Origin of the sequence: Bradyrhizobium sp. B120 (assembly GCF_049075665.1) — a bacterium.
Classification (GTDB): domain Bacteria; phylum Pseudomonadota; class Alphaproteobacteria; order Rhizobiales; family Xanthobacteraceae; genus Bradyrhizobium.
In genome coordinates, this window is record NZ_CP185242.1 from 1,376,077 (window position 1) to 1,402,715 (window position 26,639).

At 66.1% G+C, this 26,639-nt stretch carries 27 protein-coding genes; 19 read left to right on the forward strand and 8 right to left on the reverse strand.

Annotation, left to right across the window (positions count from 1 at the left end):
• The 3 genes from ACOIX3_RS06560 (at position 1) to ubiA (ending at position 2,648) form a co-directional block, all read left to right on the forward strand.
• On the forward strand, positions 1–477 hold the full coding sequence (locus tag ACOIX3_RS06560) for a hypothetical protein (RefSeq protein WP_420968968.1): 477 nt from the start codon (positions 1–3) through the stop codon (positions 475–477).
• A 463-nt stretch (positions 478–940) separates the two neighbouring features.
• Positions 941–1,675 (forward strand): hypothetical protein, encoded by a 735-nt coding sequence (locus tag ACOIX3_RS06565; protein WP_420968969.1) that lies wholly within the window; start codon positions 941–943, stop codon positions 1,673–1,675.
• Between the two features lie 40 nt (positions 1,676–1,715).
• Entirely contained in the window at positions 1,716–2,648 is a 933-nt protein-coding gene (gene ubiA, locus ACOIX3_RS06570) for a 4-hydroxybenzoate octaprenyltransferase (RefSeq protein WP_420968970.1), read from the forward strand.
• A 231-nt stretch (positions 2,649–2,879) separates the two neighbouring features.
• Here ubiA and ACOIX3_RS06575 read toward each other — a convergent pair whose 3' ends face one another.
• On the reverse strand, positions 2,880–3,404 hold the full coding sequence (locus ACOIX3_RS06575) for a DUF6101 family protein (RefSeq protein WP_420968971.1): 525 nt from the start codon (positions 3,402–3,404) through the stop codon (positions 2,880–2,882).
• A gap of 276 nt (positions 3,405–3,680) precedes the next feature.
• Between ACOIX3_RS06575 and ACOIX3_RS06580 the strand changes: the two genes are divergently transcribed.
• The 6 genes from ACOIX3_RS06580 (at position 3,681) to lpxK (ending at position 9,276) form a co-directional block, all read left to right on the forward strand.
• A complete protein-coding gene (locus ACOIX3_RS06580) occupies positions 3,681–5,069 on the forward strand; it encodes a TldD/PmbA family protein (RefSeq protein WP_420968972.1) in 1,389 nt (462 codons plus the stop codon).
• Positions 5,056–5,865, forward strand: a complete 810-nt coding sequence (locus tag ACOIX3_RS06585) for a 3'(2'),5'-bisphosphate nucleotidase CysQ (RefSeq protein ID WP_420968973.1) — start codon at positions 5,056–5,058, stop codon at positions 5,863–5,865. The genes ACOIX3_RS06580 and ACOIX3_RS06585 overlap by 14 nt, the downstream gene beginning before the upstream one ends.
• 128 nt (positions 5,866–5,993) lie before the next feature.
• Entirely contained in the window at positions 5,994–6,242 is a 249-nt protein-coding gene (locus ACOIX3_RS06590; protein WP_050628541.1) for a DUF4170 domain-containing protein, read from the forward strand.
• Complete coding sequence (locus ACOIX3_RS06595) at positions 6,239–6,952, forward strand: lysophospholipid acyltransferase family protein (protein ID WP_207832759.1); 714 nt, start codon at positions 6,239–6,241, stop codon at positions 6,950–6,952. The genes ACOIX3_RS06590 and ACOIX3_RS06595 overlap by 4 nt, the downstream gene beginning before the upstream one ends.
• Positions 6,915–8,249 carry a 3-deoxy-D-manno-octulosonic acid transferase gene (locus tag ACOIX3_RS06600; protein WP_420968974.1) on the forward strand — a complete coding sequence of 445 codons (1,335 nt, stop codon included), beginning with the start codon at positions 6,915–6,917 and terminating at the stop codon, positions 8,247–8,249. The genes ACOIX3_RS06595 and ACOIX3_RS06600 overlap by 38 nt, the downstream gene beginning before the upstream one ends.
• Positions 8,242–9,276, forward strand: a complete 1,035-nt coding sequence (gene lpxK / locus ACOIX3_RS06605; RefSeq protein WP_420968975.1) for a tetraacyldisaccharide 4'-kinase — start codon at positions 8,242–8,244, stop codon at positions 9,274–9,276. The genes ACOIX3_RS06600 and lpxK overlap by 8 nt, the downstream gene beginning before the upstream one ends.
• A 2-nt stretch (positions 9,277–9,278) precedes the next feature.
• On the opposite strand, the gene ACOIX3_RS06610 is transcribed toward lpxK, so the two are convergent.
• Complete coding sequence (locus ACOIX3_RS06610; RefSeq protein ID WP_016848019.1) at positions 9,279–9,506, reverse strand: DUF2093 domain-containing protein; 228 nt, start codon at positions 9,504–9,506, stop codon at positions 9,279–9,281.
• A gap of 185 nt (positions 9,507–9,691) precedes the next feature.
• Here ACOIX3_RS06610 and ACOIX3_RS06615 point away from each other — a divergent pair, with 185 nt between their 5' ends.
• Positions 9,692–10,525, forward strand: coding sequence for a dienelactone hydrolase family protein (locus ACOIX3_RS06615; RefSeq protein ID WP_420968976.1), 834 nt, complete (start codon positions 9,692–9,694; stop codon positions 10,523–10,525).
• Here ACOIX3_RS06615 and xseA read toward each other — a convergent pair.
• Complete coding sequence (gene xseA / locus ACOIX3_RS06620; protein ID WP_420968977.1) at positions 10,522–12,141, reverse strand: exodeoxyribonuclease VII large subunit; 1,620 nt, start codon at positions 12,139–12,141, stop codon at positions 10,522–10,524. The genes ACOIX3_RS06615 and xseA overlap by 4 nt on opposite strands.
• 149 nt (positions 12,142–12,290) lie before the next feature.
• Here xseA and ACOIX3_RS06625 point away from each other — a divergent pair, with 149 nt between their 5' ends.
• The 4 genes from ACOIX3_RS06625 to purD all read left to right on the forward strand — a co-directional run bounded on the left by ACOIX3_RS06625 (position 12,291) and on the right by purD (position 15,061).
• Complete coding sequence (locus ACOIX3_RS06625; RefSeq protein ID WP_420968978.1) at positions 12,291–12,833, forward strand: DUF2306 domain-containing protein; 543 nt, start codon at positions 12,291–12,293, stop codon at positions 12,831–12,833.
• Positions 12,830–13,384, forward strand: a complete 555-nt coding sequence (locus ACOIX3_RS06630) for a hypothetical protein (protein ID WP_420968979.1) — start codon at positions 12,830–12,832, stop codon at positions 13,382–13,384. Before ACOIX3_RS06625 ends, ACOIX3_RS06630 begins: the two co-directional genes overlap by 4 nt.
• A gap of 3 nt (positions 13,385–13,387) precedes the next feature.
• The gene (locus ACOIX3_RS06635; RefSeq protein ID WP_420968980.1) at positions 13,388–13,687 is read left to right on the forward strand and encodes a winged helix-turn-helix domain-containing protein; all 300 of its coding nucleotides are present in this window, start codon (positions 13,388–13,390) and stop codon (positions 13,685–13,687) included.
• 96 nt (positions 13,688–13,783) lie between these two features.
• Positions 13,784–15,061 carry a phosphoribosylamine--glycine ligase gene (gene purD, locus ACOIX3_RS06640; protein ID WP_420968981.1) on the forward strand — a complete coding sequence of 426 codons (1,278 nt, stop codon included), beginning with the start codon at positions 13,784–13,786 and terminating at the stop codon, positions 15,059–15,061.
• A 134-nt stretch (positions 15,062–15,195) separates the two neighbouring features.
• Here purD and ACOIX3_RS06645 read toward each other — a convergent pair whose 3' ends face one another.
• Positions 15,196–16,428 (reverse strand): acyl-CoA dehydrogenase family protein, encoded by a 1,233-nt coding sequence (locus ACOIX3_RS06645; protein ID WP_097671618.1) that lies wholly within the window; start codon positions 16,426–16,428, stop codon positions 15,196–15,198.
• A 119-nt stretch (positions 16,429–16,547) separates the two neighbouring features.
• Here ACOIX3_RS06645 and ACOIX3_RS06650 point away from each other — a divergent pair, with 119 nt between their 5' ends.
• A complete protein-coding gene (locus ACOIX3_RS06650) occupies positions 16,548–17,453 on the forward strand; it encodes an alpha/beta fold hydrolase (protein ID WP_420968982.1) in 906 nt (301 codons plus the stop codon).
• A 135-nt stretch (positions 17,454–17,588) separates the two neighbouring features.
• Here the strand turns inward: ACOIX3_RS06650 and ACOIX3_RS06655 are convergent, their stop codons facing one another.
• Positions 17,589–18,035 (reverse strand): nucleoside deaminase, encoded by a 447-nt coding sequence (locus tag ACOIX3_RS06655; protein ID WP_420968983.1) that lies wholly within the window; start codon positions 18,033–18,035, stop codon positions 17,589–17,591.
• Positions 18,036–18,176: 141 nt separating this feature from the next.
• Here ACOIX3_RS06655 and ACOIX3_RS06660 point away from each other — a divergent pair, with 141 nt between their 5' ends.
• The 3 genes from ACOIX3_RS06660 (at position 18,177) to ACOIX3_RS06670 (ending at position 21,819) form a co-directional block, all read left to right on the forward strand.
• Positions 18,177–20,348, forward strand: a complete 2,172-nt coding sequence (locus tag ACOIX3_RS06660; RefSeq protein ID WP_420968984.1) for a pseudouridine synthase — start codon at positions 18,177–18,179, stop codon at positions 20,346–20,348.
• 201 nt (positions 20,349–20,549) lie between these two features.
• Positions 20,550–21,107 carry a 16S rRNA (guanine(966)-N(2))-methyltransferase RsmD gene (gene rsmD, locus ACOIX3_RS06665; protein WP_420968985.1) on the forward strand — a complete coding sequence of 186 codons (558 nt, stop codon included), beginning with the start codon at positions 20,550–20,552 and terminating at the stop codon, positions 21,105–21,107.
• Between the two features lie 94 nt (positions 21,108–21,201).
• Positions 21,202–21,819, forward strand: coding sequence for a hypothetical protein (locus tag ACOIX3_RS06670; RefSeq protein WP_420968986.1), 618 nt, complete (start codon positions 21,202–21,204; stop codon positions 21,817–21,819).
• Between the two features lie 191 nt (positions 21,820–22,010).
• Here ACOIX3_RS06670 and mutL read toward each other — a convergent pair whose 3' ends face one another.
• Positions 22,011–23,828, reverse strand: a complete 1,818-nt coding sequence (mutL, locus tag ACOIX3_RS06675) for a DNA mismatch repair endonuclease MutL (RefSeq protein ID WP_420968987.1) — start codon at positions 23,826–23,828, stop codon at positions 22,011–22,013.
• A gap of 232 nt (positions 23,829–24,060) precedes the next feature.
• Here mutL and ACOIX3_RS06680 point away from each other — a divergent pair, with 232 nt between their 5' ends.
• Positions 24,061–24,381 (forward strand): ribbon-helix-helix domain-containing protein, encoded by a 321-nt coding sequence (locus ACOIX3_RS06680; protein WP_420968988.1) that lies wholly within the window; start codon positions 24,061–24,063, stop codon positions 24,379–24,381.
• 87 nt (positions 24,382–24,468) lie between these two features.
• Here the strand turns inward: ACOIX3_RS06680 and ACOIX3_RS06685 are convergent, their stop codons facing one another.
• Positions 24,469–26,037 (reverse strand): GMC family oxidoreductase, encoded by a 1,569-nt coding sequence (locus ACOIX3_RS06685; RefSeq protein ID WP_420968989.1) that lies wholly within the window; start codon positions 26,035–26,037, stop codon positions 24,469–24,471.
• Between the two features lie 24 nt (positions 26,038–26,061).
• Positions 26,062–26,610 (reverse strand): gluconate 2-dehydrogenase subunit 3 family protein, encoded by a 549-nt coding sequence (locus ACOIX3_RS06690; RefSeq protein ID WP_420968990.1) that lies wholly within the window; start codon positions 26,608–26,610, stop codon positions 26,062–26,064.
• Positions 26,611–26,639: the final 29 nt, after the last annotated feature.

Here is a 26,639-nt window from a genome sequence, read left to right on the forward strand (position 1 = left end):
ATGATGGTCTACCGCTCATTGCTGCTGCTTGCGCTGGCTGCTGCGTCCGTGTCGGCCGAAAAAGCGTCGGCTCAGGGTGGTCCCGCGCCGTTTCCGGGCAACGGCACCACGCCGATTACGCCGGGCTCCCCGGTGCCATCCGCCGAGTCCTGCACCAGGGATTTCGCTCCGCTGCGCGAAGACGCGGAGATGAAGGGCAGGCTGATCAGGGCGGCTGCGGACCGCCATGCGCCTGCTGCCGAATCCTGCGGCTTGATCCGCAACTACGGTCGGGCCGAGATCAAGATGATCGATTATGTCGAAGCCAACGCGACCCGGTGCGCAATCTCGCCGCAGATTGCGAACCAGCTGAAGGCTGGTCACAACAATACCGAAGCGTTGCTCAGGAAGGCGTGCGCGCAAGCAGAACAGGCGCCAAGCCTGCCCGCCGGACCGGTCGGCGACTTTGATCACCTGATCAATCATCAGATTCCATGACCGACATCGTGTGTGCCGGCTGAAACGGCTTCCATGCGGCGAGGCAAGTTAACCAAGCCGGACGACACCGTAGTCCCGCGGACTCGTCAGGAACGCTGCGGCCAACTACTACAGTGGTGTCGATATATTGCTTCTGTCACCAAGTCATTTTTGAAGTCCGAGGGGTCGCTTGCACGCGGCCCCTTTTGCCGCTCGGACAGCGCGTGGAGCCGCGGATTCAAACCGAGGCGTGACCGAAAATCCCCGTTCAGGCACATGTGATGGCCGGTTTTACCGCCGTTCGCAGCCTAAAGGCTTCAAATCGGGGAACAATTTAATGTGGCCGGTGTGGCCCTACGCCGCGCTGTCGCCCAAATCCACGGGTTGTTAAGGGGTCACAGGAATCGTAAAACGCCCCCAAATTTCGTTGCTTCGTTTTGTTGCGCTGGGGTTGCCTGGACCTTTTGCCGGAGAAACACCCTCGATGATCCGCCGACTGATCGTGCTGACCGTTGCCGCGACCGCCCTGTCTGCGGGGCACGCCGCGGCCCAGAGCGCCTTTCCGGCGCCGTTGCCCAATCAAGGCCAGGCTGGCACCGCGTCGGATTCCGCGTTCCCGCCGGTGAACGGCGCGCGCCCAAGCCGGGCGAGCACCGCTCCGGATCCTGCGTTTCCGCCGGTCAACGGCGCGCCCGCGGCCAGGGTCGGCGGCGCGCCGTCGCCATTTCCGAGCAGTGGCGCAGCTCCCATCGCCGGCGGCGGTCTGTCGTCTCCGCCGCCCCCGCCCGGCGCCGGTGGCGGCGCCGGCGGTGACGCCTGCATGAAGGATTTCGTCCCGCTGCGCGAGGAGACCGAGCGGCGCGGCAAGGCGATCAAGGCGGCGAGCGACCGGCACGCCAGCCCCCAGGAGGCCTGCAAGCTGATCGGCAATTATAGCCAGGCCGAAGTCAAGATGATCAAATACGTCGACACCAATGCATCGAAGTGCGGAATCCCGCCGCAGATCTCCAATCAGCTCAAGGACGGTCACAAGAATACCGAGGCGTTGCTGAAGAAGGTCTGCAACGTCGCGGAGCAGGCGGCGGCGCAGCCGCGCGGCCCCGCGGGTCCGTCGCTGAGCGACGTGCTCGGCTCATCCGCCTCGCTGCCGGAAGCGACGCCGACCAAGAAGGGCGGCAGCACCTTCGACACGCTGAACGGCAACGTTCTGACCCGATGATCGGGCGCCCGATGATTGACCAGCCAATGATTGCGCATTCATGAGCGATGTCTCCGCCCGCGTTGCCGACTCTACAGGCAACTGGGTGGACACCCATGCGCCGGTCTGGTCGCGGCCCTATCTGCGGCTTGCACGCTACGACCGGCCGATCGGCTCCTGGCTGTTGTTGATGCCGTGCTGGTGGTCGGCGGCGCTCGCCGTCGGCGTCGCGCACGATGTTCACTCGCTCCCGCTCGTCGTCCTGCTGTTCTTCATCGGCGCCTTCGTGATGCGCGGCGCGGGCTGCACCTGGAACGACATCACCGATCGCGATCTCGACGCCAAGGTCGAGCGCACACGGTCGCGGCCGATCCCGGCCGGGCAGGTCACGGTGACGCAGGCGGTGGTCTTCATGGTCCTGCAGGCGCTGATCGGGCTTGCGGTGCTGCTGCAGTTCAACCGCTTTGCGATCATGACCGGCATCGCGTCGCTGGTGATCGTTGCGATCTATCCGTTCATGAAGCGGATCACCTGGTGGCCGCAGGTCGTACTCGGCCTCGCCTTTTCCTACGGCGCCCTGATGGGCTTTGCGGTGACGCTCGAGCGCATCGATGCGGCCGCGATCGCGCTTTACGCCGGCTCGATTGCCTGGGTGATCGCCTACGACACCATCTACGCGCATCAGGACGCCGAGGATGATGCGCTGATCGGCGTCAAATCCACCGCGCGCCTGTTCGGCGCACGCACCCATCGCGCGCTGGTGATTTTCTATGGTCTCGCCGTGCTGCTGATCGGCGTGGCATTCGCGCTCGCGGGCGCGCGCTGGCCGGCCTGGATCGGGCTAGCGGCGTTCGCGCTGCATCTCGCCTGGCAGGTCCGCCGGCTCGACACCAGCGACCCCGCGCTTTGCCTCCGCATCTTCAAATCCAACCGCGACGCCGGCTTCATCCTGTTCGCAAGCCTGGTCGTCGACGCGGTGATGCGGGCGGCTTAGGCCGCGAGACTGCGAAGCTGCGTCCTCACGCGGACGTCTGACTCACCGGCGGAACGACACATTCGGTGTCGTCCCTGCGAAAGCAGGGACCCATAACCACCAACATTCATTGTTGAGCGAGGCTGGAACGACAAGTCGCGTCGTCACAACGTCGGCCGCGGCGTATGGGTCCCTGCTTTCGCAGGGACGACAGCGGTTGTGAGGCGAGCTGTGTACGAAGAAACGATAAAACTAATCCCGCGCGATGATCTCGCGCTCGTCGCGATGGACGCTGGTGCCGTTGAGGCTGACGCCGGCGCGGCGGCGGACCAGGAATTTCGGGCGGCGCGCGCGGATTGCGTTGCGGCGGCGGCGGCGCGGGGCAGGCTGGCGCGGCGCCGGCTCGGTCAGTTGCGGGAGATGGAAGATGTCGCTCCACATCTGCCAGGCGGAGGCGATCTCTTCGGCATCCGAACTGGTGCCGAGCGGAATGGTGAGCGCGGGATCGCGGTGAACCAGCACCAGCATCTGCGCGTCGTCGATGCCACGCAGCGCGACGCCGAGGAAATCGCTGACGCGAACATTGACCGCCATCCGCATGCCGAGAACGGCACGGCGCAGCACGACATGTTCGCGGTGAAGCTCGACCTGCCGCATGCCGCCATCCGCGCGCGCATCCTGCGCGTGGAAGCTGAGCGGAAGGCAAAGAGGGTCGAGCCGCAGTGCGCGGCTCGACCCGGCGGAATTGATTCCGCTTGTTGGTGTTTGACGCCTCAAAGCCTTAGTCTCCCCGCCGGGATTATGTTCCCGGTCGATGTGTGAGAGCCTAGCCGAGCGATGGCCGTTTCGGCTTAAAAAGCCTGGTTAACCCATCCTCACCTGGCGCCATGATTGACAAGAGGTTGGCCCGCATGATTGACGAAGCCTTGCGCCGATCACTCAAATCTTTGTTGCCCGCCGGAGCAAAGTGCTTGAATTCCCTGTGAAACCGGCACATCTGGTTAGGTCTGTCGACGCCATTCCGGGCCCCCCTCAATCCGCAGGAATTCGTTCGTGAACTCTTCACCATCTGCATCGCGACACGGCGATACCTCCGATCTGTTCGACCAGTCCGGCCTGAGCGACCTTGCGCAGCGTCTGGTCGAAGCCGCAAAGCGCGCCGGCGCCGATGCTGCCGATGCCATCGCGGTGCGCGGCGTCTCGCAAGGCGTCGAAGTCCGCGACGGCCGCGTCGAGGAAACCGAGCGCTCCGAGGGCGATGATGTCGGACTTCGGGTGTTCGTCGGCCAGCGCCAGGCGGTGGTGTCGACCAACGACGTCAGTGGCGACGGGATTGCAAAGCTCGCCGAGCGCGCGGTCGCGATGGCGCGCGTCGCGCCCGACGACAAATATGTCGGCCTGGCCGATCCCGCGCTCCATGCGCATGATTTCCCCGATCTCGATCTGCTCGACCGCACCGTGCCGACCACGGCCGAGCTCGAGCAGCGCGCGATCGAGGCGGAGGCCGCGGCGCTCGCGGTCAAGGGTGTCTCCAAGTCCGGCGGTGCGTCGGCCTCGACCGGGATCGGCGGCATGGTGCTGGTGACCTCGACCGGCTTCCACGGTTCTTATCTGCGCTCCAGCCACGGCATTTCGACGACGGCGATTTCCGGTGAGGGCACCGGCATGGAGCGCGACTATGATTTCACCAGCGCGCCGCATGCGTCCGATCTCGATTCACCCACGGCCGTTGGCCGCAAGGCCGGCGAACGCGCGGTGGCGCGGGGAAATCCGCGCAAGGTCGAGACCTGCAAGGTGCCCGTGGTGTTCGATCCGCGGGTTGCGGGCTCGATCGTCGGCCATGTCGTCGGCGCGATCAACGGCGCCTCGATCGCGCGCAAGACCAGCTTCCTGAAGGACAAGCTCGGCGAGCAGTTGTTCTCCCGGGACATCCGCATCATCGACGATCCCTTGCGCGTGCGCGGCCTGCGCTCGCAGACCTTCGACGCCGAGGGCGTCAAGGTGAAGAAGATCGCGTTGATCGACGAAGGCGTGCTGACCACCTGGGTGCTGGACTCCGCGACCGCGCGCGAGCTCGGCCTGGTCACGACCGGCCATGCGCATCGCGGCGTGTCGTCCTCGCCGTCGCCCGGAACCTATAATCTGCATCTCGAGCCGGGTGCGGTGACGCCGAAGGAGCTGATCTCCGACATCAAGCAGGGCTTCTATGTCACCGACCTGATCGGCTCCGGCGTCAACGGTGTGACCGGCGATTACAGCCGCGGTGCGTCCGGCTTCTGGATCGAGAACGGCGAGATCACCTATCCGGTCAGCGAAGTGACCATCGCCGGTCACCTGCTGCCGATGTTCAAGTCGCTGGTTGCCGCCAACGATCTGGAATTCCGCTACGGCGTCAATTCACCGACGCTGCGCATCGAGGGGCTGACGCTTGGCGGACGCTGATACGGACGACTGGACCAAGGCGCGCGACGCCGCCTTGCTGACCAGATCGGTGCAGGAGGCGGGCCGGCTCGCATTGTCGCTGTTCCGCACCGAATTGAAGAACTGGATCAAGGGCGCGTCATCGCCGGTCTCCGAGGCCGACATCGCGGTCAACGACCTCCTGGAGCAGCAGCTGCGGTCGGCGACGCCGGGTTACGGCTGGCTGTCGGAGGAAAGCGCCGACAATGCGACCCGGCTCGACAGGCGCTTCACCTGGATCGTCGATCCGATCGACGGCACCCGCGCCTATCTCGCCGGGCGCGAGGACTGGTGCGTCAGTGTGGCGCTGGTTGAAAATGCAGCGCCAGTGCTCGCGGCGGTGTATGCGCCGGTGACCGAGGAATTCTTCTTCGCCGCCCGCGGCCAGGGCGCGACCCTGAACGACAGCGGCGTGCACGCAACCGCGGGCACCGATTTCGATTTTCCCCGCATGGCCGGACCGAAACCGCTGGTGCAGCGCCTCAGCTCGACGTCGGACGAGATAACGCTGTTTCCGCGGATCGGATCGCTGGCGCTGCGGTTGTGCCGCGTAGCACAAGGTCGACTTGACGCCGCCTTTGCGGGCGGGCAAAGCCGCGACTGGGATCTTGCCGCCGCGAATTTGATCGTGCAGGAAGCGGGTGGTAGGATGACCGCGCTCTCGGGGGATGCGATTGAGTACAATCGCCGGGAGGTGACGCATGGGGTGCTGGTGGCAGCAGGACGCGAACGTCATGCCCGCATTGTCGAGCATTTTCGTAATCGTCCATTGCCGTGAGGCCCCGCCGATCCGCACCGCGTTTCCGATTGTGACGACCAGGCTTGTTACGACAAACCTGTGACGACCAGACCTGTGACGACCACAACTTCATTTGCTTTGCCGGGCATCTCGTTAGGAAAACCATCATGTCAGACAATGCCCAGCCACAGCTGCTTCACCTCGTGATCGGCGGCGAGTTGACCGATCTCGAGCACAACACCTTCAAGAACCTGGACGAAGTCGAGATCGTCGGCGTCTACCCAAACTATGCGACCGCCTATGCGGCCTGGAAGGCGAAGGCGCAAGCGACCGTGGACAACGCCCAGATGCGCTATTTCGTCGTCCATCTCCACCGGTTGCTCGATCCTGAGCAGGACACAAAGCACTCCCATTGAAACGACTTCTTCGCGATCTGCTGCGCAGCGGCTTCGTGCAGCGCGTGCTGGGTGTGCTTGCGGCCGAGTACCTGCGGCTGGTGTGGTACACCAACCGCTTCATCTATCAGCCGCATGACGTATACGGGATCGTCGAGCCCTTGATGCCGGCGATCTTCGTGTTCTGGCACGGCCAGCACTTCATGACGCCGTTCATCAAGACCAAGGACAGCTACCGCGCCAAGGTCCTGATCTCGCGCCACCGCGACGGCGAGTTCAACGCCCTGGCGGTCGAGCGGCTCGGCATCGGCACGATCAGAGGTTCCGGCGATCATTCCGGCGCGTTCCATCGCAAGGGCGGCGTCGGCGCCTTCCTGGAGATGGTCCGGACACTGGAAGACGGCTGCAACATGGCCACCACGGCCGACGTGCCGAAGCGGGCGCGGGTGGCGGGCCTCGGGGCCATCATGCTGGCGCGGGAAACCGGGCGGCCGATCATCCCCTTTGCGATGGTCACCAGCCGATTCATCCGGTTGAAAAACTGGGATTCCACGACCATCAATTTGCCATTCGGGCGCGGCGCAGTGGTAGGTATTGAGCCGGTCTATGTGCCGCCGGATGCCGATGCCGCGACGATGGAGAAGCTTCGGCAGCACGTGGAGAATCTGCTCAACGAAGCGACCCGGCGCGCCTATGCAGCCGTCGGGCGGCCGGAGGCAACGCTTGGCTAGCTCGCTACCGATGACGTTGCGTGTCTACCGCAAGCTGTCGTCCGCGATGGTGCCGCTCGCGCCTGCGCTGATCAAGCGGCGGCTCAAGCTCGGCAAGGAAGATCCCGAACGCGTCGGCGAGCGGCGCGGCGTCAGCGCCGATACCAGGCCGCAGGGACCGCTGGTGTGGATCCACGGCGCGAGCGTCGGCGAGGTGCTGGCGGCGGTGGGGCTGATCGAGCGGCTGCGCGCGCTCAATCTGCGCATCCTGCTCACCTCAGGCACAGTGACCTCGGCAGCGATCGTGGCCAAGCGCTTTCCGCCCGACGTTATCCATCAATACGTGCCGTATGACTCGCCGCGCTATGTCGCGCGCTTCCTCGATCACTGGCGTCCGTCGCTGGCGCTGTTCATCGAGTCCGACCTGTGGCCGAACCTGATCCTGTCGAGCGCCGCGCGGCGGCTGCCGATGGTCTTGATCAACGGGCGGATGTCGCAGCGCTCGTTCCCGCGCTGGCGCCGGGTCTCCAACACCATCGGCGCGCTGCTCGGACGGTTCGACATCTGCCTCGCGCAGTCGAAGACCGATGCCGAACGCTTTGCCGCGCTCGGCAGCCCCAACGTCATGGTCACCGGCAACCTCAAGCTCGACGTCGCGGCGCCGCCGGCCGATCCCGCCAAGCTGGAGCGGCTGATGTCGGTGACGCGCGGCCGCGCGATCGTGGTGGCCGCGTCCACCCATCCCGGCGAGGAAGAGATCCTGATCGAGGCGCACAAATCGCTCGCCGGATTCTTCCCCGGGCTGCTCACGGTGATCGTGCCGCGGCATGCCGCGCGCGGCGAGGCCGTGGCGCGGCTCGTGACGGAAGCAGGCCTGCGCCCCGGGCTGCGCTCGCATGAGGATTTGCCGGTCGCGACCACCGATATCTATGTCGCCGACACGATGGGCGAGCTCGGCCTGTTCTATCGCCTCGCGCCGATCGTGTTCATGGGTGGCTCGCTGGTGGCGCATGGCGGCCAGAACCCGATCGAGGCGATCAAGCTTGGCGCCGCGATCGTGCACGGCCCGCACGTCTTCAATTTCACCGAAGTCTATGACACGCTCGATCGTGCCGGCGGCGCGCGGCGCACTGACGATCTGGAGGCGCTGGTCAAGCAGCTCGGCCAGTTCCTCGCCGATCCCGCGGCGCGCGACGCATCGCTTGCGGCCTCCGAGCGCGTCGTCGAGCAGCTCGGTGGTGCGTTGGAGCGCACGGTGACCGCTCTCGAGCCCTATCTGTTGCAGCTGCAGCTCGAGATGGGAGCCGCCAATGCGTGAGCCGGCCTTCTGGCACCGGCCATCGTCTTGGACATCGCAATTGCTCCGACCGCTTGCCGCGCTCTATGGCGCGGTGGCCGCACGGCGGATGCAGCAACCCGGCATCGATGCCGGCATTCCCGTGATCTTCGTCGGCAATTACCATGTCGGCGGCGCCGGCAAGACCCCGACGGTGCTGGCGCTGGCAAAACTGCTGCGCGAGCTCGATGAGCGGCCGGTGGTGCTCAGCCGCGGCTATGGCGGCAGGCTTGCCGGGCCGGTCAAGGTCGATCGAGACCACCACACGGCGGCCGATATCGGCGACGAGCCGCTGATGATGGCGGCGACATTGCCGGTCGTGGTCTCGCGCGACCGTGCCGCGGGTCTGGCGCTGGCGCGCGCACAGAACGCAAGCGTGATCCTGATGGATGACGGCTTCCAGAATCCGAGCGTGCTCAAGGACACCTGTCTGATCGTGATCGACGCCACGCGCGGCGTCGGCAATGGCCGCGTCATTCCGGCAGGACCGTTGCGCGCGCCGTTGTCACCGCAGCTGGAACGCACCGATGCGCTGATCGTGGTCGGTGAGGGGAGTGGCGCGAAGAAGATTGCGGCCGATCTCGCGGCCCGTGGCAAGCCGGTATTGTCGGCGCATCTGAGGCCCGATGAGGCCTCATTGAGTGCGTTGCGCGGTCAGCGCGTACTCGCCTTCGCCGGCATCGGCGATCCCGCGCGCTTCTTCAACACGCTGCGCGCAAGCGGCGTCGACGTCGTGCGCAACACGGCCTTCGCCGATCATCATGCCTTCACCAAGGACGAGATCGCGCAGCTCGTTGCCGATGCGAGAGGTGACGCCTTGACGCTGGTGACGACGGAAAAGGATCTGGCGCGGTTGCGTGGTCCGGCCGGGATGCCGGCCTGGGCACAGCCGATCGTGCCGTTTGCGGTGACGCTGCAATTCGAAGATGCTGCCGCGTTGCGGCGCCTGGTGAGCGATCAGCTGTTCAAGGCGCGGAGCAGGAGGCTGGGCGCATCAGCCCGGTCTTGAGCCTAAGCCTGCGGTTTGAGCACGCCGGGATGATGGCGCTGCAGCACGGCGGTCGGGGTGGCGTAGGCCTCCTGCAGGTCGACGCTCCAGTACTTCAGCTCGTCGAGCGGGATCCGGACGTCGGTGATGGCACAACGCACAAAGGTGCCAGGCGAGATCACGCGGAAATCGCCGTCGAGATATTGCACCTGCGCTTCGCCATGGCCCGAGGGACCGAACTTGTTCAGCACGTTTGAGCTCTCCGCCTTGCCCCCGATGAGGCCCTTAAATGTTCATGAAGCCGTCTATCACAGATAGGGGGGCATGTCCGCCCGTTAAACCACCGACTTGTGATGATTTGGCGGCAGACGTGCATGGTAGCGTTGCAGGCGTGGTCCGCTGTGTTTACAGCGCCATAACGAGCCGGCCGGATCGGATGCGCCTCAAGTCAGTTTTCATGTGCCTCGCGATGCTTGCCGTGCCGGCCGCGGCGGCGGCGCCGCTTCCAGCCCCGCATCAGGTCGAGATTCCCGAAGGCAATGTGACGCTGCACGCGCAGCTCTACCGGCCCGATGGCGATGGTCCGTTCCCGACGGTCATCGCGCTGCATGGCTGCGGCGGTCTTGCCGGCCGTTCCGAGGCGGTGCTGCCGCGCTATCGCGACTGGGCCGAGCAACTGCTCACGTCAGGCCATGCGGTGCTGCTGCCGGACAGCTACGGCTCGCGCGAGCTCGGGCCGCAGTGCCGGATCAAGGAGCATCAGGTCCAGACCCGCCGTGCGCGGGTCGCCGATATCAACGCCGCGCGGCAATGGCTGGTGCAGCAGAAATGGGTGGCGAAGAGCCGCATCAGCCTGATCGGCTGGGGCAACGGCGCGGCCGCCTTGCTGTGGGCGGTGCGGCCGCAGACCTGGTCGCGCAACGTCGAGCCGGACTTCCGCTCGGCGGTCGCGTTCTATCCGGATTGCCGCACCTCGTCAGGCCTTGGCTGGAGCGCGCGGGTGCCGACGCTGGTCCTGATCGGCGCGCGCGACGATGTGACGTCATCGTCGGCCTGCCACCAGATGGTCGACGGCGCGCGCGGCCGCAGCGCGCTGGCGCGGATCGTGGTCTATCCCGAGGCCTACCACGATTTCGACCGCGCCAACCTGCCGCTGCATGCGGTCGCGGCCTCGTCCGATGTCGACATCACGGAGCCCGGTCACATCGGCACCGATGCGAGCGCACGCAAGGACGCGCAGAAGCAAGTCGCGGAGTGGCTGTCGCGCTAAAACAAACTGCCCTGATCGACCGGCTTGGTGACGCGCTTCGGCGCCGCCGGTTTTGCTTCGCGTGGCTTCGGCTGGCTCTCAGGCGTCACCGTCGCCGCGGGCTGATCGGCATCCGTGGTGGCGGCGACGCGGCCGTCGGCGAACTCGATCGACAAATTGGCGTTCGGGCCGACCGCCGCGGCTGAATGCAGTGCGTGTCCCTGCGCGTCGCGCACCAGCGCAAAGCCGCGCGCCAGCACGCCGCGATAGGACAGCGCCGACAGCAGCTGGCTGCGATGGGCGACCCGCGCCTCGAGCCGCTGCAGCGTCGTCAGTAGCGCGCGGCGGGCACGCTCGGCGAGGCGGTGGGTGCGCTCGAGATCGCGCGCGATCGCGTTCCGCTGGGCCTTGGCATTGGCGAGCTTCGAGGCCTTGAGCCGGATCTCGAGCCCGCTGAAGCGTTCGCGCCGCCGATGCAGCAGCGCGCGCGCCGACAGCGTGATGCGCTCGCCCGAGACCGTCAGCCGCTGCCGCGCATGCGCGACCTGGCCGCGCAGCACGCCGATGGTGAGGCGCGAGCTCGACGCGGCAAAGCGGCGGAAATGCGCATGCGTATTGGCCTTCAGCCCGCGGGGCAGCCCGGCTGCGAGATGATCGAGCCGCTGCCGCGGGATCGCCAGCAGTTCGTTCGCCGCCGGCAGCGCACGCGCCGCGGCGCGCAGCTCGTTGCGGCGGGCCTCCTGGCTGCGTTGCCAACACACCATGGTGCGGCGGGCGAGCCCCTGGACCTCGACGAACAATTCGCTGCGCACCGGCACCGCCATCTCGGCGGCGGCGGTCGGCGTCGGTGCGCGCTTGTCGGCGACGAAGTCGATCAGCGTGATGTCGGTTTCGTGGCCCACCGCCGAGATCAGCGGGATGTGGCTCTCGGCCGCGGCGCGGACCACGATCTCCTCGTTGAACGACCACAAATCCTCCAGCGAGCCGCCGCCGCGCGCGACGATCAACAGATCGGGCCGCGGGATCCTGCCGCCCTCCGGCAGCGCGTTGAAGCCGCGGATCGCGGCCGCGACCTGCTCGGCCGAGCCGTCGCCCTGCACCTTGACCGGCCAGACCAGCACGCGGCGGGGAAAGCGGTCCTCGAGGCGATGCAGGATGTCGCGGATCACGGCGCCGGTCGGCGAGGTGACGACGCCGATCACCTCGGGCAGCCAGGGCAAAATCTGCTTGCGGGCCTCGTCGAACAGGCCCTCGGCCGCGAGCTTCTTCTTGCGTTCCTCCATCAGCGCCATCAGCGCGCCGACGCCGGCCGGCTCCAGCGAGTCGATGACGATCTGGTACTTCGAGGAGTTCGGATAGGTGGTCAGCTTGCCGGTGGCGATGACCTCGAGCCCTTCCTGCGGCTTGAAGCGCATCCTTGCGCGGGCGAACTTCCAGATCACCGCCTCGATCTTGGCGCTCTCGTCCTTCAGGGCGAAATAGCAGTGGCCGGAGGAGTGCGGGCCGCGAAAGCCGGAGATCTCGCCGCGGACGCGGACATGGCCGAAGCGGTCCTCCACCGTCCGCTTCAGGGCGGAGGAGAGTTCCGAGACGGTGAATTCGGGCGCGTTGACGAGATTAGGCGCGGCAGCAGTCATTTGCAGGTGATTCGGCTGTTTGTGAGCTTCAGCGCAACGTAGGGACTTTTGCCCGCCATCGCCAATGCGCGGGCTTGTTTGTCCATATACTCTGTGGTACAGAGTTCTCTGCATAGAAGGTGCTGGCGACCTGGCTGGAGGGCTGACCGATGGTCCCGCAGTTGACGTTGGCAAGTTTCGTCCATTCCGCGGCAGGCGCGGTCCATGCCGTCGTGGCTGTCCTGTGCATCGGTGTCGGGCTGATCCAGTTCCTGCGTCCAAAGCGCGGCGCGGGCCACCGGGCACGCGGCTATTTCTACGTCTACGCCATGCTGGTCGCTGACGGGACCGCGATGCTGGTCTATCGGTTCACCGGCGCCTTCAACCTGTTCCATGTCGGCGCGATCGTGAACTTCGCCTGCATCGTGGCGGCGATTGTTCCGCTGCTGCGCAGCCCGCGCCCGGCGAACTGGCGGCTCACCCACTACTATTTCATCTCGTGGTCCTACGTGTCGCTGATGTCGGCGGCGGCAACCGAGATCATGGTGCGGCTGCTGCCGCTGACGACGCGCGGACAGGTCGGGCTGGTGGCATTGGTGCTGTCGACCATGACCATGACGATCGCCTATGTCCTGATCGGCAAATATCGTCCGCCGGCGGAGGCGCCACCGGTGTCCGCCAAGCTCGCCGAGCAGAGTGGAATGCCGTCATGATCGACAGCCAGCAGGCCAGCGCGGCGCTAAACGACATCAACGACGTCGTGCAGCGCGTCCGCCAATCGCAAGTCTACCAGATCGCGAGCCTCATCATCATCATGTGGGGCGTGTTGGTGTTCCTGGGCTACATCGCCAACTACACATGGCCGCCCCAGGGCTACGCGATCTGGGCCGTGGTCGATCTCATCGGGATCGCAGGCTCGATCGGAATTGCCGCGTTCAGCGGTGTCGGTCCGGGGGCGGGCGCCTTCGCCATCCGATTGCTGATGGCGTTCCTGCTGTTCATCGCATTCGGCATTTTCTGCTCGGTGGTGTTGGGCCATTTCGGCCCGCGCCAGATGCTGGTGTTCTGGCCGGTCTTCACGATGCTGTTCTACGCGCTCGCCGGCCTGTGGTTCGGCTATGCCTTCATCGTGATCGCGCTCGGCACCAGTGCCCTGATCGTGATCGGCTATTTCTACGCCGGTGGTCCGGCACTGCTGCTGTGGATGGCGGTGGTGCATGGCGGCGCGCTGGTGCTCGGCGGTCTCTGGATGCGCCGGATCTGATCGATGGCCGAACTCGACGAGATCATCCATCAGCCGCTGCGGCTGCGGATCATGGCGGCGCTCAATGCGCTTCCGGTTGCGACCGGGCTCGAATTCGCCCGGCTGAAGAAGCTGACCGGCGCCACCGACGGCAATCTCGGCGCCCATATCGAGACGCTGGCCAGGGCCGGCTATGTCTCGGTCGACAAGGCGTTCGTCGGCAAGAAGCCGCAGACCACCGTGACCGCGACCGCGGCCGGCCGCGGCGCCTTCGCCCGCCATGTCGCGACCTTGCAGGAGATCATCGCCGGCAAGCAGCCGTGAGCCGGAATGACGGGGGAATCGGCCCCGTCGCCTCTTGCAGGCCGGCCGGGATTCGTGCGACCGACACAGCTCTTGCACCCTTTGGGCCTCTGTCTGATGAACATCCTCCTGCTCGGTTCCGGCGGCCGCGAACATGCGCTGGCGTGGAAGATTGCCGCATCCCCGCTGGTGACGAAACTTTGGTGCGCGCCGGGCAATGCCGGGATCGCGCGCGAGGCCGAGTGCATCGCGCTCGATGTCGCCGACCATGCCGCGGTGATCGAATTCTGCCAGCGCAACGCGGTCGATCTGGTGGTGGTCGGTCCGGAGACGCCGCTCGCCGCCGGCATCGTCGATGATCTCGCCGCCGTCGGCATCAAGGCGTTCGGGCCGAGCAAGCAAGCCGCGCAACTCGAGGGTTCGAAAGGCTTCACGAAGGACCTCTGCAGCGAGTTCGACATTCCGACCGGCGCCTATCGCCGCTTCGACAATGCGAAGGATGCGGTGGCCTATGTCCGCGCCCAGGGTGCGCCGATCGTGGTCAAGGCCGATGGGCTCGCCGCCGGCAAGGGCGTCGTGGTGGCGCAGACCTTGCTCGAGGCGGAAGCCGCTGTTGCGATGATGTTCGAGGGCGCATTCGGCTCGGCCGGCGCCGAGGTCGTGATCGAGGAGTTTTTGTCGGGCCGCGAGATCAGCTTCTTCGCGCTGTGCGATGGCGAGACCGCGATTCCGCTGGCGTCGGCGCAGGACCACAAGCGGGTGTTCGATCACGACAAGGGGCCGAACACCGGCGGCATGGGCGCCTATTCGCCGACGCCGTTCGTGACGCCTGAGGTGCACGACCAGATCATGGCGCACATCATCCTGCCGACGGTGGCAGGGATGAAGAGCCGCGGCATGCCGTTCAAGGGCGTGCTCTACGCCGGCGTGATGCTGACCGCGCAGGGTCCAAAACTGTTCGAATACAATGTCCGGTTCGGCGATCCCGAGTGCCAGGTGCTGATGCTGCGGATGATGTCGGACATCGTGCCGGCCTTCCTCGCCTCAATCGACGGGCAGTTGAAGAATTTCGACCTGCGCTGGTACCCGGAGCCGGCGCTGACGGTGGTGATGGCGGCCAAGGGCTATCCCGGCGACTACATCAAGGGCACGCGGATCGATGGCCTCGATGACGCCGCCAAGGTCGAGGGCGTCGAGATCTTTCACGCCGGCACGGTGGCGAAGGACGATGCAATCCTCGCCAACGGAGGTCGCGTGCTGAACGTCTGCGCGATGGGCAAGACGGTCACCGAAGCGCGCGACCGCGCCTATCAGGCCGTCGATCGCATCAAATGGCCGGAGGGATTCTGCCGCCGCGACATCGCCTGGCAGGCGGTGGAGCAGGAAAAGGGCTAGCTCACGCCAACGCCTCACATGTCATGCGCGGGCCTGACCCGCGCATCCATCGCCTTCACGAGAGTCTCTTCGTGAGATGGATTGCCGGTCAAGCCCGGCAATGACGGAGTGGTGTGGGGCGGTGCGGCTGTCGACTACAGCAAGTCCCCGCCCGCCGCGCTCGCCGTGGTGCCGTGTTCGCGGAACGCCTTGATGACGTTCTTGCCGATCTTCCACTTGTGCACTTCATCCGGGCCGTCGACCAGCCGCTGCGAGCGCACCTGGGTGTACCATTTCGCCAGCGGCGTATCCTGGCTGAAGCCGAGCGCGCCGTGGAGCTGGATCGCGGTGTCGATCACCTTGTGCACCATGTGGGCGTGGAAGATCTTGGCGATCGAGTTCTCCTGGCGGATGTCGAGGCCCTTCTCCGCCTTGTAGGCGATGTGCAGCAGCATCAGCCGGCCGATATAGAGCTCGCTCGCGCAATCGGCGAGCATGAACTGCACCGCCTGGCGGTCGGCCAGCAACTGGCCGAAGGTCGAGCGCTTGGTGACATGGGCGGCCGCCATGTCGAGCGCGCGCTGCGCCTTGGCGACGTTGTGCATGCCGTGGCGCAGCCGGCCGTAGGCGAGGCGGTGCTGGCCCATGTTGAAGCCATTGCCTTCGCCGCCGAGCAGGTTATCGGCGGGCACCTTGAGATCCTTGATCTCGATCTCGGAGTGGCCGCCATGGATCACGTCATCGTGGGGGCCCTCGATCGCCATGTTGGCGACGTTGCGCTTGATGCGGTAGCCGGGGTTGGGCAGCTCGACGATGAAGGTCGAATACTGCTTGTGGCGTGGCGCGTTCGGATCGGTCTTCGCCATCACCAGCGCCATGTCGGCGACGCTCGCCGACGAGGAGAACCATTTCTCGCCGTTGAGGATGTAGTTCTCGTTGCCGTCCTTCACCGCCGTGGTCTGCATGCCGGTGGCGTCGGCGCCGGCAGCCTTCTCGGTCATCGAGAAGCAGATCCGCTTCTCGCCGTTTAGCAGGGGCTTGAGGAATTTCTCCTTCTGGTACTCGGTGCCGTGCGCCAGGATCGTCATCATCGAGGCGTCGTCCGGCCCCTGCGTGTTCATCGAGAGCGCGCCCAGCATGCTCTCGCCGAGCTCCATCTGCACCAGCGCATTCGCCAGCGGGCCGAGGCCCATACCGCCATACTCCTTCGGCACGAACGGGCACCACAGACCCTGCGCCCGGGCCTTCTTGCGCAGCGGCGCCAGCACCTCGGCAAGCGGCTTGGTGTCGAGTTCCTTTTCCGCCGGGATGCACTCGTCGTGCACGAATTTGCGGACCTTCTCGCGGATCGCTTTGGCTTCGGCCGGAATCTCGAAATCGATCGACATGGCACTTCCTCGTTTGGTGTTGTTGTTGCTTGGGCTTGAGAATGGCATAAACCTCGCTTGGACCAGCGGCAACGCCGAACAAAGTTTGAAGCACGGCGCACGCGACCGGGGAGCCACCGATGCCTGATCTCGCTGATCTTTTTCCCGGCTATGAGTCGAAATGGATCAACACCTCGCAGGGCCGCATTTTCGCCCGCGTCGGCGGCAAGGGCCCGCCATTGCTGTTGCTGCACGGCTTCTCCTCAACGCATGTGATGTGGCACACGGTCGCGCCGAAGCTTGACGACAAGTTCACGCTGATCATCGCCGACCTGCCGGGCTACGGCTGGTCCGATATGCCCGACAGCGACAAGGACCATACGCCCTACACCAAGCGGGTCTGGGCCAAGACCATGGTCGAGGCGATGGAGCAACTCGGCCATGTGCATTTCGCACTCGCCGGTCACGACCGCGGCGGCCGCGTCTCATACCGGCTGGCGCTCGATCATCCCGGCCGGCTGTCGAAGCTCGCGGTGCTCGATATCGCGCCGACCTGTGATTACTGGCAAAAGCTTAATCGCCTCTCGGCGCTGAAGATCTACCACTGGGCGTTCCTGGCGCAGCCCTATCCGCTGCCGGAGACGCTGATCACGAGCAATGGCGAATTCTTCCTCAAGGAGAAGATGGCGAGCCAGACCAGGACCAAGACGCTGGACGCCATCGATCCCCGCGCGCTCGCGCATTACCTTGCGCCGTTCCGCGATCCCGCCCGCATCCACGCGATGTGCGAAGACTACCGCGCCGGCGCCTATGCCGACTTTGAGATCGACAAGGCCGACGTCGACGCCGGCAACAAGATCACGATCCCGATGCTGGCACTGTGGGGCGATGCCGGCGTTGCCAGCGCGGCAACGACGCCGCTCGACACCTGGAAGAATTGGGCAACCAATGTCAGCGGCGCGCCGGTGGCGTCGGGGCATTTCCTGCCCGAGGAGGCGCCGGACGCGACGGCAAAGCTGCTGCGCGAGTTTTTCCTGGCGGGGTGATGCGGCGCTTAAACCCGTCATCCTGAGGAGCGCGGAACGCGCGTCTCGAAGGATGCACGGCCCGGCCGGTGGCCGTCGATCCTTCGAGACGCGCTACGCGCTCCTCAGGATGACGGGTCTACATTCGCAGAATGTCTAACGCCGCTCCCTGAAGAACTCGCGCAGGAGGCGCGCCGACTCGGTCTCGCCGACTGCGCCATAGACCTCTGGCACGTGGTGGCAGGTCGGCTGTGCGAAGAACCGCACACCTGACTCGACCGCGCCGCCCTTGGGGTCGGCGGCGCCGTAATACAGCCGGCGGATGCGGGCCAAGGAGATCGCGCCGGCGCACATGGTGCAGGGCTCCAGCGTCACGTAGAGGTCGCAGTCGACCAGCCGCTCGGTGCCGATGGCCTCAGCCGCCTGCCGGATCGCCAGGACTTCCGCATGGGCGGTCGGATCGCGGTGGGTCAGGGTGCGATTGCTGGCGGTGGCGATGATCTCGTAACCCCGGACAATCACGCATCCAATCGGAACTTCGCCGGCTTTTCCGGCGTTTTCGGCCGTTTTCAGCGCCAAATCCATGAAAGAAGGGGCTGACATGCCTCGTATCATCGGAAGAAACCTGCTAGTAGCTTCGCCTTCAGCAAAAGTGGATGCCGGTTTTGCGTCAAATGCGCTGCCAACAGGGCGCGTACGCCCGGCTGCCCTTGCACCCCAATTGAACGTCCAGCGAGATTATTCATGCCCCGCGACAGCGACAAAAACAACGATTCCCGCGGCCGGCGTGATCGGCCCGGCGGTGGCAAGGGCCGCGCCAGCGGCGGCAAGGGCCGCTCCGGCGCCGCCCGCGGGCCGGACAAGAAATTTGCCAAGCGCGGCTTCGGCGACAAGAAGTTTGCCGGCAAGGGCGATGGCGAAAAGCGGCCCTATCGCGGCGATCGCGAGGACCGTCCGCCGCGCCGCGAGTTCGGCGACAAGCCGAGGTTCAACCGCGACGATCGTCCCCCTGGCGACCGGCCGTTCCGCGATCGCCCCGCGCGTGACGGCGATGGCGAGAAGCGCACGTTCAAGCCGCGCGAAGACCGGCCGAGATTTGATCGCACCGGCGATGGCGAAAAGCGTTCGTTCAAGCCGCGCGAAGATCGTGGCGGCGAAAAGCGACCCTATACGCCCCGTGGCGACCGTCCGAACTTCAATCGCGACGATCGCCCGCCGCGGCGCGATCGCGATGATGCGCGCCCGGCGGGGCGGTCCTCCGATCGGAAGTTCGGCGACAGGAAGCCTTACGCGCCGCGCGAACGTGACGGCGAGAAGCGGCCCTATACGCCGCGTGGCGAGCGATCGTTCGGCGACCGTCCTTCGCGCGACGGCGACCGGCCCGCACGGAAATTCGGCGGCGACAGCAAGTTCAAGCGCGGTGCGTCGGATCGCGGCGGCGATCGGGATCGCGGTGGCGATCGCGGCCCGCGCAAGGACTTTGGCGACCGGCCGCCGCGCGGCGAATCCAAGCCGTGGCAGAAGCGCGAGGGCGGCTCCGATCGTCCGGAGCGTAGTTCGCGTCCGTTCCGCGACGGCCCGCGCAATTTCGACAAGCCGCGCTACGACAAGCCGCGCGATGATCGTGGCGGCGAGCGGCCGCGTTTCTCGCGCTCCCGCGACGATCGCGAGCAGGGCGATCGTCCGGAGCGGCCGAAGTTCAGCCGGCCGCGCTGGGAGCGCGACGAGGCTGGTGGCGACAATCGCCGGCGCGAGCGCCCCGAAGGCCGCACCGACTGGCAGGAGCATCCGCGCAGCGAGGGCCGTTTCGGTGACCGCCCGCGCCGCGAGAATGAAGACGACAGCAAGGTCTTTGCCAAGCGCCCGGCGTTCGGCGGCCGCGGTGCCTATCGCGAACGTGCCTTTGATGACCGCCGCGAGCGTCCCGAGCCGAAGCCGAAGAAGGCGGGTGAGCGCATCGCCAAGGTGCTGGCGCGCGCCGGCCTCGCCTCGCGCCGCGATGCCGAGGAGATCGTCACCCAGGGTCGCGTCACCGTCAACGGAAGGGTGATCAACTCGCCGGCGCTCGATATCACCGAGAACGATGTCGTGGCGGTCGACGGCAAGCCGTTGCCGCCGCGCGAGCGGACCCGGCTGTTCATGTATCACAAGCCGCGCGGGCTGATGACGACGCATGCCGATCCCGAGGGGCGGCCGACCGTGTTCGACAATCTGCCCGAGGGCTTGCCGCGGCTGATCTCGATCGGCCGGCTCGATTTCAACACCGAGGGCCTGCTGCTGCTGACCAATGACGGCGGCCTGGCGCGGACGCTGGAGCATCCCGACACCGGATGGCTGCGCCGCTACCGCGTGCGCGCGCATGGCGAGGTGACGCAGGGCCAGCTCGACCAGCTCAAGGACGGCGTCGAGGTCGACGGCGTCAAATACGGGCCGATCGATGCGACGCTGGAGCGCGACCAGAGCGCCAACGTCTGGGTGGTGTTCGCGATCCGCGAGGGCAAGAACCGCGAGGTGCGCAACGTGATGGCGCATCTCGGGCTCGAGGTGAACCGGCTGATCCGGATCTCCTACGGCCCGTTCCAGCTCGGCGAGCTCGAGGAGGGCAAGGTCGAGGAGGTCAAGACGCGGGTGCTGCGCGAGCAGCTCGGCGAGAAGATCGCCAAGGTCGCCGGCGCGGACTTCGCGCGGCCCGAGCAGCGTGACGCCGCCGACGGCGACGATGCGCCCGCCAGGAAGCCGAAGCCCAGCAAGCGCGAGACGATCAACGACCGCAAGGGCCGCCGCGTGCTGGTGCAACGCACCGGCAGCGAGGAAGCCCGCGCCCGCAATGAGGACGAGGCCAACGGCTACGGCCCGCCGCGCCGCCCCAAGCGCGGCTATCACGGCAAGCGCGATCTCACGCCGAAGGACGAGTAGAGCGGTCGCGACGATGGATGTGTCGTCTTTACGCGCTGCGATGCGATCAACGCTCTCTCCGTTCCCTCCCCCCTTGTGGGGGAGGGCAAGGGAGGGGGGTGCCACACGGGTGGTCTGCCCGTGGGGCACCTCCTTCCCCAACCCTTCCCCACAAGGGGGAAGGGAGCACACCGCCCGAGTGGCCAACATCGAGGCATCCTGATGCGCGTTGTTGGCGGGCGATTGAAGGGCCGCAATCTCGCGTCGCCGTCGGGCCGCGACATCCGTCCGACCGCGGACCGCCTGCGCGAGTCCGTGTTCAATATCCTGATCCACGCCTACGACAATCCGATTGAGGACGCCCGCGTGCTCGATCTGTTTGCCGGCACCGGTGCGCTCGGCATCGAGGCGGTCTCGCGCGGCGCGAAGTTCACGCTGTTCGTCGACAATGGCGCCGAGGCGCGAGCCTTGCTGCGCAACAATGTCGAGTCGCTCGGCCTTGGCGGGACCACCAAGGTCTATCGCCGCGATGCCACCGATCTCGGACCTGCGCATCCGGTCGAGCCGTTCTCGCTGGTGTTCCTCGATCCGCCCTACGGCAAGGGGCTCGCCGACAAGGCGCTCGCTTCGCTGCGCGACGGCGGCTGGCTGACGCCGGGCGCGCTGCTCGTCGTCGAGGAGGCGAAGGCCGCGGCGTTCGCGGCGCCCGCGGGGTTCGAGGTGCTCGAGCGGCGGGCGTATGACGACACCGAGTTCGTGTTCCTTCGCGAAAAAGTGTAGGGGCGCATTGATGTCAGCGTCATCCGCTGACCCTAAGATGATTACCTCTGCTTCACCCCACGACTGATTCATCATCGTTTGCGGAGTACGAACCATGGCCGAAACGCTCGCTGAGCTCGCGGGTCAGCTTGAGGCGCGGGTCAAGGCGTTGCGCGGCGTCGGCGATGACACGGCACTGCTTGCGGCGGCGCGCGATGCCGCCGACCAGATCGAACGCCGTCGCGGCACGCAGGATGGTAACGAGCGCGAAGCACTCATGATGGCTCAGCGCTGGACGTACAATGCGGCGGCCGATTGCTGGCCGGGCTGGAGCGTTTCCGACAAGCCGATCGATCAGGACAATCTGCTGGCCGCGCGCGAGCTTGCGGAACGTTCGTTAGCGCTGGTGCGGGGCCTGGGGCTCGCACCGCTGCGCGAGGCAACGGGTGTCTGGATGGTAGGGGCCTTCGACCTTGCGCTCGGCCGCTACGACGACGCGTCTCGGCTGTTCCGCGACGCGCGGCAGTTATATGTTGCAGCGAGCGCGCCCGGCCTCGTGCTGCTGGTGGACGGCTATGCCGCGATTGTCCGGCGGATCGGTAAGCAGCCAGCCGATGGCAATGATCTCGATCAGGTCTGCGCCCGCATTGCGGCGGGTGGCTTTAAGGACGGCGACGAATGGATCGCGCAGTTGCGCACCGCGCTTGAGGTGTTCGCGCGCAAAAATTCGTAGGATGTCCTATTCTGTCGTCCCTGCGAAAGCAGGGACCCATAACCACGAATGTGCATTATGGAAGCGTGCTGCGGCCCCAGCTTCTCTCAAACCAGACATTCGTGGTTATGGGTCCCGGGTCGCGCGGAGCCTGTCATCGGGCGGCGCTTCGCGCCGACCCGTTGGCTTGCCCGGGACGACGGGGATAGAGACTACCTTCGCCCGAACAGCTTCTCGATATCGCTCAGCTTCAACTCGACATAGGTCGGCCGGCCGTGGTTGCACTGGCCGGAGTTCGGCGTGTCTTCCATTTCGCGGAGCAGCGCGTTCATCTCTTCCGGCTTGAGGCGTCTCCCGGCGCGGACCGAGCCGTGGCAGGCCATGGTGGCGGCGACATGCATCAGACGGCGCTCCAGCGGCAGCGCCTCGTCCCACTCCGCCATATGCTCGGCGAGGTCGCGCAGCAACCCGGCCGCATTGGCCTTGCCGAGCAGCGAGGGCGTCTCGCGCACGGCGACCGCGCCGGGGCCGAAGGATTCGATCGCGAGCCCGAACGACGCCAGCTCCTCGGCGCGATCGAGCAGTTTTTCGACGGTCGCCTCATCGAGCTCGACGATCTCCGGGATCAAGAGGATCTGCCGCTGCACGCCGTTCTTCGCCAGCGAGGCCTTCAGTCTCTCATAGACGATGCGCTCATGCGCCGCGTGCTGATCCACCACGATCAGGCCGTCGCGGGTCTGCGAGACGATGTAGGTCTCGTGGATCTGGGTCCGCGCAGCGCCGAGCGGCCGGTCGAGCATATCGGGTGCGGCCGCGGCCTCGAAGCGGACATCGGCGGTCGGGGTGCCGACGTCGAAGGCGGCCTGACCGGGTTCGGCGAAAGCGGGCGCCGCCGCGCCGTCGAAGGCGCGCAGCGGATTGACCGGATAGGACGGCGAGTTGCGCCAGTCCCAATTGCCCGGGCGCGGTGGCGTGAAGGCGGGGCGGAACGCCTGTAACGTCGCGCCGTCGGCGGTGTTGGCCGCGGTGCGCTTGCCCTCGCGCGCGAGGCCATCCTTCAGCGCGTGCACGATCAGCGCGCGCACCAGACCGGCATTGCGGAAGCGCACCTCGGTCTTGGCCGGATGCACATTGGCGTCGACCTCTTGCGGGTCGCAGGTCACGAACAGCGCCACCACGGGATGGCGGTCGCGCGGCAAATAGTCGGAATAGGCCGCGCGCACCGCGCCGAGGATCAGCTTGTCGCGCACCGGGCGGCCATTGACGAACAGATATTGCCCGAGCGCATTGGCGCGGGTCAGCGACGGCGCGGCGGCAAAGCCCTCGACCACGACGCCCTCGCGCTCGGCGCGCACCTCGATCGCGCTGGCGCGAAAGTCCGCGCCCAGGATATCGCCGAGCCGGGTCAGCCGGCCGGCCGCACCGGGCAGCGCCGCGGCCCAGGTCACCGGCGCACGCTCTTCGCCGGCCAGGGTGAAGGCGATGTCGGGCCGCGCCATGCCGAGGCGCCGCACCACCTCGCGGATCGCCTCCGCCTCGGTGCGGTCGGTCTTGAGGAATTTCAGCCGCGCCGGCGTTGCGTAGAACAGTTCGTTGACCTCGACGCGGGTGCCCTGGCCGAGCGCGGCCGGCATGACCTCCGACTTCTCGCCGCCTTCGACCGACAGCGACCACGCATGCGGTTCGCTGGCATGCCGCGTGGTGATGCCGAGCTTTGCGACCGCACCGATCGACGGCAGCGCCTCCCCGCGGAACCCGAGCGTGCGAATGCGCAAGAGGTCCTCGTCGTCGAGTTTCGAGGTGGCGTGGCGGTCGACCGCGAGCGCAAGGTCTGACCGCGTCATGCCGCCGCCATCGTCGGTGATGCCGATCCGGCGCCGGCCGCCGCCGTCGGTGAAAACGTCGATGCGGCTGGCGCCGGCGTCGATCGCGTTCTCGACCAGTTCCTTGACGACGCTCGCAGGGCGTTCGACCACTTCGCCGGCGGCGATGCGGTTGACGAGCAGTTCGGGAAGCTGGCGGACGGGCATGGATTGAATGTTGGGAAACCGATTCGAGGCTTGCCGTTACTATAAGTCACCGCCCCGGCAAATGCATGGGAGCGCTGCGGCCATCAGCTGCGCGTTGGGGATGATTCCGGCCTATCGCCTTGAAGACGCTCGTCTTCGGCGCCCGGCTCGTTACGCCCTACGTCCCGATTGTGGGGCCGCACGCGCAGGTATATCGTTTAGAAAAATTATAAGTTCTCGCCGGAGGAACGCCATGTGCCATCTTTTCGCGCACCAGCCGCAGCGTGACTATGAATCGCAGACCAGATCGCTGCGGATTGACGGCCATTGCACCTCGATCCGGCTGGAAATGTCGTTCTGGGACACGCTCGAGGAGATCGCGGCCAAGGAAGGCATGAGCTTGGCCAAGTTCCTCACTACCTTGCACAACGAGGTGCTCGACCATCACGGCGAGGTGAACAATTTCGCGTCGCTGTTGCGCTGCTCCTGCCTGATCTACCGCGCCAAGGCGAATGCGCCGGCGGTCGTGTCGGATTATCGCGCGACGGCGGCGATCATGGACGCCGCGGAGTAGCGTCGCGCCGACCCATCGCACAGGAAGAAAAAGCGGCCTTGTCCAGTTGGGCAAGGCCGCGCCAGTTAGAGGGACCTGGATTTCTTCCTAGATCTCCTTGCGCTGCATCGCGCCGGCGATGTGGTCGGCCTGCCGGATCGCCAGCGACACGATCGTCAGCGTCGGGTTGCACGCCGCGCCTGACGTGAACTGGCTGCCGTCGGAGACGAACAGGTTCTTGATGTCGTGGCTCTGGCCGAACTTGTTGACCACGCCGTCGCGCGGCTTCTCGCTCATCCGGTTGGTGCCCATGTTGTGGGTCGAGGGATAGGGCGGCGTCGGGTAGGTCACGGTGGCGCCGACCGCTTCATAGACCGCGGAGCCCTGCTTGTAGGCGTGATCGCGCATCGCGATGTCGTTCGGATGATCGTCGAAATGCACGCTGGCGACTGGCTGGCCGAACTTGTCCTTGATCTTCGGATCCAGCGTGACGCGGTTGGTCTCCTGCGGCATGTCCTCGCCGACCAGCCACATGCCGGCCATCCGCGGATAGCCTTCGATCGCGCTGGTGAAGCTGCGGCCCCAGGCGCCGGGATTGAGGAACGCCGCCATGAAGGGCAGGCCGAGCGACAGCGTCTCCATCTCGTAGCCGCCGACGAAGCCGCGGCTCGGGTTGTTCTTGGCTTCGTCGCGGATGATGCCGGCCATCGTGGTGCCGCGATACATGTGCACCGACTTCTCGAAGCTCGCATACACGCTGCCGGTCATGTGCCGCATGTAGTTGCGGCCGACCTGGCCCGACGAATTGGCGAGCCCGTCCGGGAACATGCTGGAGGCGCTGTTGAGAAGTAGCCGCGGGCTCTCGATCGAGTTGCCGGCAATCGCGACCACGCGGGCCTTCTGGCGCTGCATCGCGCCGGTCGCATCGGCATAGACCACGCCGGTGACCTTGCCGGACGGGTCGTGCTCGATCTTGATCACCATGCTGCCGGGACGCACTTCGAGATTGCCGGTGGCTTCGCCCTTCGGGATCTCGGTGTAGAGCGTCGACCATTTGGCGCCGGACTTGCAGCCCTGGAAGCAGAAGCCGATCTGCTGGCAGGAGCCGCGGCCGTCGCGCGGTTCGCTGTTGATCGCCATCCGCCCGGTGTGCACCTCCTTGTAGCCGAGCTTCTTGGCGCCGGCTTCCATCACCTTGAAGTTATTGTTGCCGGGCAGCCCGGGGATGCCGTTGGTGCGGGTGACGCCCATCTTGTCCTCGGCCTTGGCGTACCACGGCTCCATCTCGGCGAGCGTGATCGGCCAGTCCAGCAGGTTGGCGCCGGGGATGCCGCCATAGGCCGACTTGATCTTGAACTCATGCTCGTCGAAACGCAGTGACGCGCCGGCCCAATGCGTGGTCGAGCCGCCGACCGCCTTCACGATCCAGGCCGGCAGGCCCGGAAAATCCTGGTGGACGCGCCAGCTTCCCGACGTCGAGCGCGCGTCGGACCAGGCGAGCTGCGTGAAGCTGTCCCATTCATCGTTGATGAAGTCCTGGTTCTCGATGCGCGGTCCGGCTTCGAGGATCACGACCTTGACGCCCTTCTGCGCCAGTTCATTGCCGAGCGTTCCGCCGCCGGCACCGGAGCCGACGATCACGACAACGCCGCTGTCATTCAGATCGAATTTTGCCATTGTTTCCTCCTGGGCGTTGTGTGTTCAAGCCTTCGGCAGCCAGTCGATATCGGCGAAGCCGCGCTTGATGTAGCCGCCATGCTCGGCCGAGGAGCCCTCGTAGCCGAACCGCGGCCAGACCTCCTTGTTGTTGTAGAGCGAGACGATGAGGTCGCCGCGGATCTTCTGGAAGAACGCGCTTTGCTCGATCTGTTGCAGCAGCCCGACGCGATCGTTCTCCCAGGCGATCTGGGCATAAGGCATCTTGTGGCGATCGTTGGCCGCCTGATCGAGTCTCGCGACGCCCTCGTTGATCAGCGATTTGACCGCCGGATCCTTGGCGGCCTTGTCATCCCACGGCTTGACCGCCGTGATGTAGTAGCTGTCGCCGAGGAAATCGTGCGGATAGATATCGCGCGCCACCTTCAGCAGCGTCTTCATCGTGGCCGGCGTCAACGTGCCCGCCTCATCGGCCCACGCATCGGTGATGCCAAGCCCCGTGGACGTCGCGATCGCGACTGCGGGTGCGGTAACGGCCGCGCCTTTGAGAAACACACGCCGGTCATATTTGCTGCGTCGATCGATTTCTCTCATGGGTTTCCTCCGTAGTTTATTTTCTGATT

Excerpts from the sequence above, each read along its gene's own strand:
- ACOIX3_RS06560 (WP_420968968.1), top strand. The coding sequence starts at position 1 with ATGATGGTCTACCGCTCATTGCTGCTGCTTGCGCTGGCTGCTGCGTCC.
- ACOIX3_RS06565 (WP_420968969.1), top strand. The coding sequence starts at position 941 with ATGATCCGCCGACTGATCGTGCTGACCGTTGCCGCGACCGCCCTGTCT.
- ubiA (WP_420968970.1), top strand. The coding sequence starts at position 1,716 with ATGAGCGATGTCTCCGCCCGCGTTGCCGACTCTACAGGCAACTGGGTG.
- ACOIX3_RS06590 (WP_050628541.1), top strand. The coding sequence starts at position 5,994 with ATGTCAGACAATGCCCAGCCACAGCTGCTTCACCTCGTGATCGGCGGC.
- ACOIX3_RS06600 (WP_420968974.1), top strand. The coding sequence starts at position 6,915 with ATGCAGCCGTCGGGCGGCCGGAGGCAACGCTTGGCTAGCTCGCTACCG.
- lpxK (WP_420968975.1), top strand. The coding sequence starts at position 8,242 with ATGCGTGAGCCGGCCTTCTGGCACCGGCCATCGTCTTGGACATCGCAA.
- ACOIX3_RS06615 (WP_420968976.1), top strand. The coding sequence starts at position 9,692 with ATGCGCCTCAAGTCAGTTTTCATGTGCCTCGCGATGCTTGCCGTGCCG.
- xseA (WP_420968977.1), bottom strand. The coding sequence starts at position 12,141 with ATGACTGCTGCCGCGCCTAATCTCGTCAACGCGCCCGAATTCACCGTC.
- ACOIX3_RS06625 (WP_420968978.1), top strand. The coding sequence starts at position 12,291 with ATGGTCCCGCAGTTGACGTTGGCAAGTTTCGTCCATTCCGCGGCAGGC.
- ACOIX3_RS06630 (WP_420968979.1), top strand. The coding sequence starts at position 12,830 with ATGATCGACAGCCAGCAGGCCAGCGCGGCGCTAAACGACATCAACGAC.
- ACOIX3_RS06635 (WP_420968980.1), top strand. The coding sequence starts at position 13,388 with ATGGCCGAACTCGACGAGATCATCCATCAGCCGCTGCGGCTGCGGATC.
- purD (WP_420968981.1), top strand. The coding sequence starts at position 13,784 with ATGAACATCCTCCTGCTCGGTTCCGGCGGCCGCGAACATGCGCTGGCG.
- ACOIX3_RS06645 (WP_097671618.1), bottom strand. The coding sequence starts at position 16,428 with ATGTCGATCGATTTCGAGATTCCGGCCGAAGCCAAAGCGATCCGCGAG.
- ACOIX3_RS06650 (WP_420968982.1), top strand. The coding sequence starts at position 16,548 with ATGCCTGATCTCGCTGATCTTTTTCCCGGCTATGAGTCGAAATGGATC.
- ACOIX3_RS06655 (WP_420968983.1), bottom strand. The coding sequence starts at position 18,035 with ATGTCAGCCCCTTCTTTCATGGATTTGGCGCTGAAAACGGCCGAAAAC.
- ACOIX3_RS06660 (WP_420968984.1), top strand. The coding sequence starts at position 18,177 with ATGCCCCGCGACAGCGACAAAAACAACGATTCCCGCGGCCGGCGTGAT.
- rsmD (WP_420968985.1), top strand. The coding sequence starts at position 20,550 with ATGCGCGTTGTTGGCGGGCGATTGAAGGGCCGCAATCTCGCGTCGCCG.
- ACOIX3_RS06670 (WP_420968986.1), top strand. The coding sequence starts at position 21,202 with ATGGCCGAAACGCTCGCTGAGCTCGCGGGTCAGCTTGAGGCGCGGGTC.
- mutL (WP_420968987.1), bottom strand. The coding sequence starts at position 23,828 with ATGCCCGTCCGCCAGCTTCCCGAACTGCTCGTCAACCGCATCGCCGCC.
- ACOIX3_RS06680 (WP_420968988.1), top strand. The coding sequence starts at position 24,061 with ATGTGCCATCTTTTCGCGCACCAGCCGCAGCGTGACTATGAATCGCAG.
- ACOIX3_RS06685 (WP_420968989.1), bottom strand. The coding sequence starts at position 26,037 with ATGGCAAAATTCGATCTGAATGACAGCGGCGTTGTCGTGATCGTCGGC.
- ACOIX3_RS06690 (WP_420968990.1), bottom strand. The coding sequence starts at position 26,610 with ATGAGAGAAATCGATCGACGCAGCAAATATGACCGGCGTGTGTTTCTC.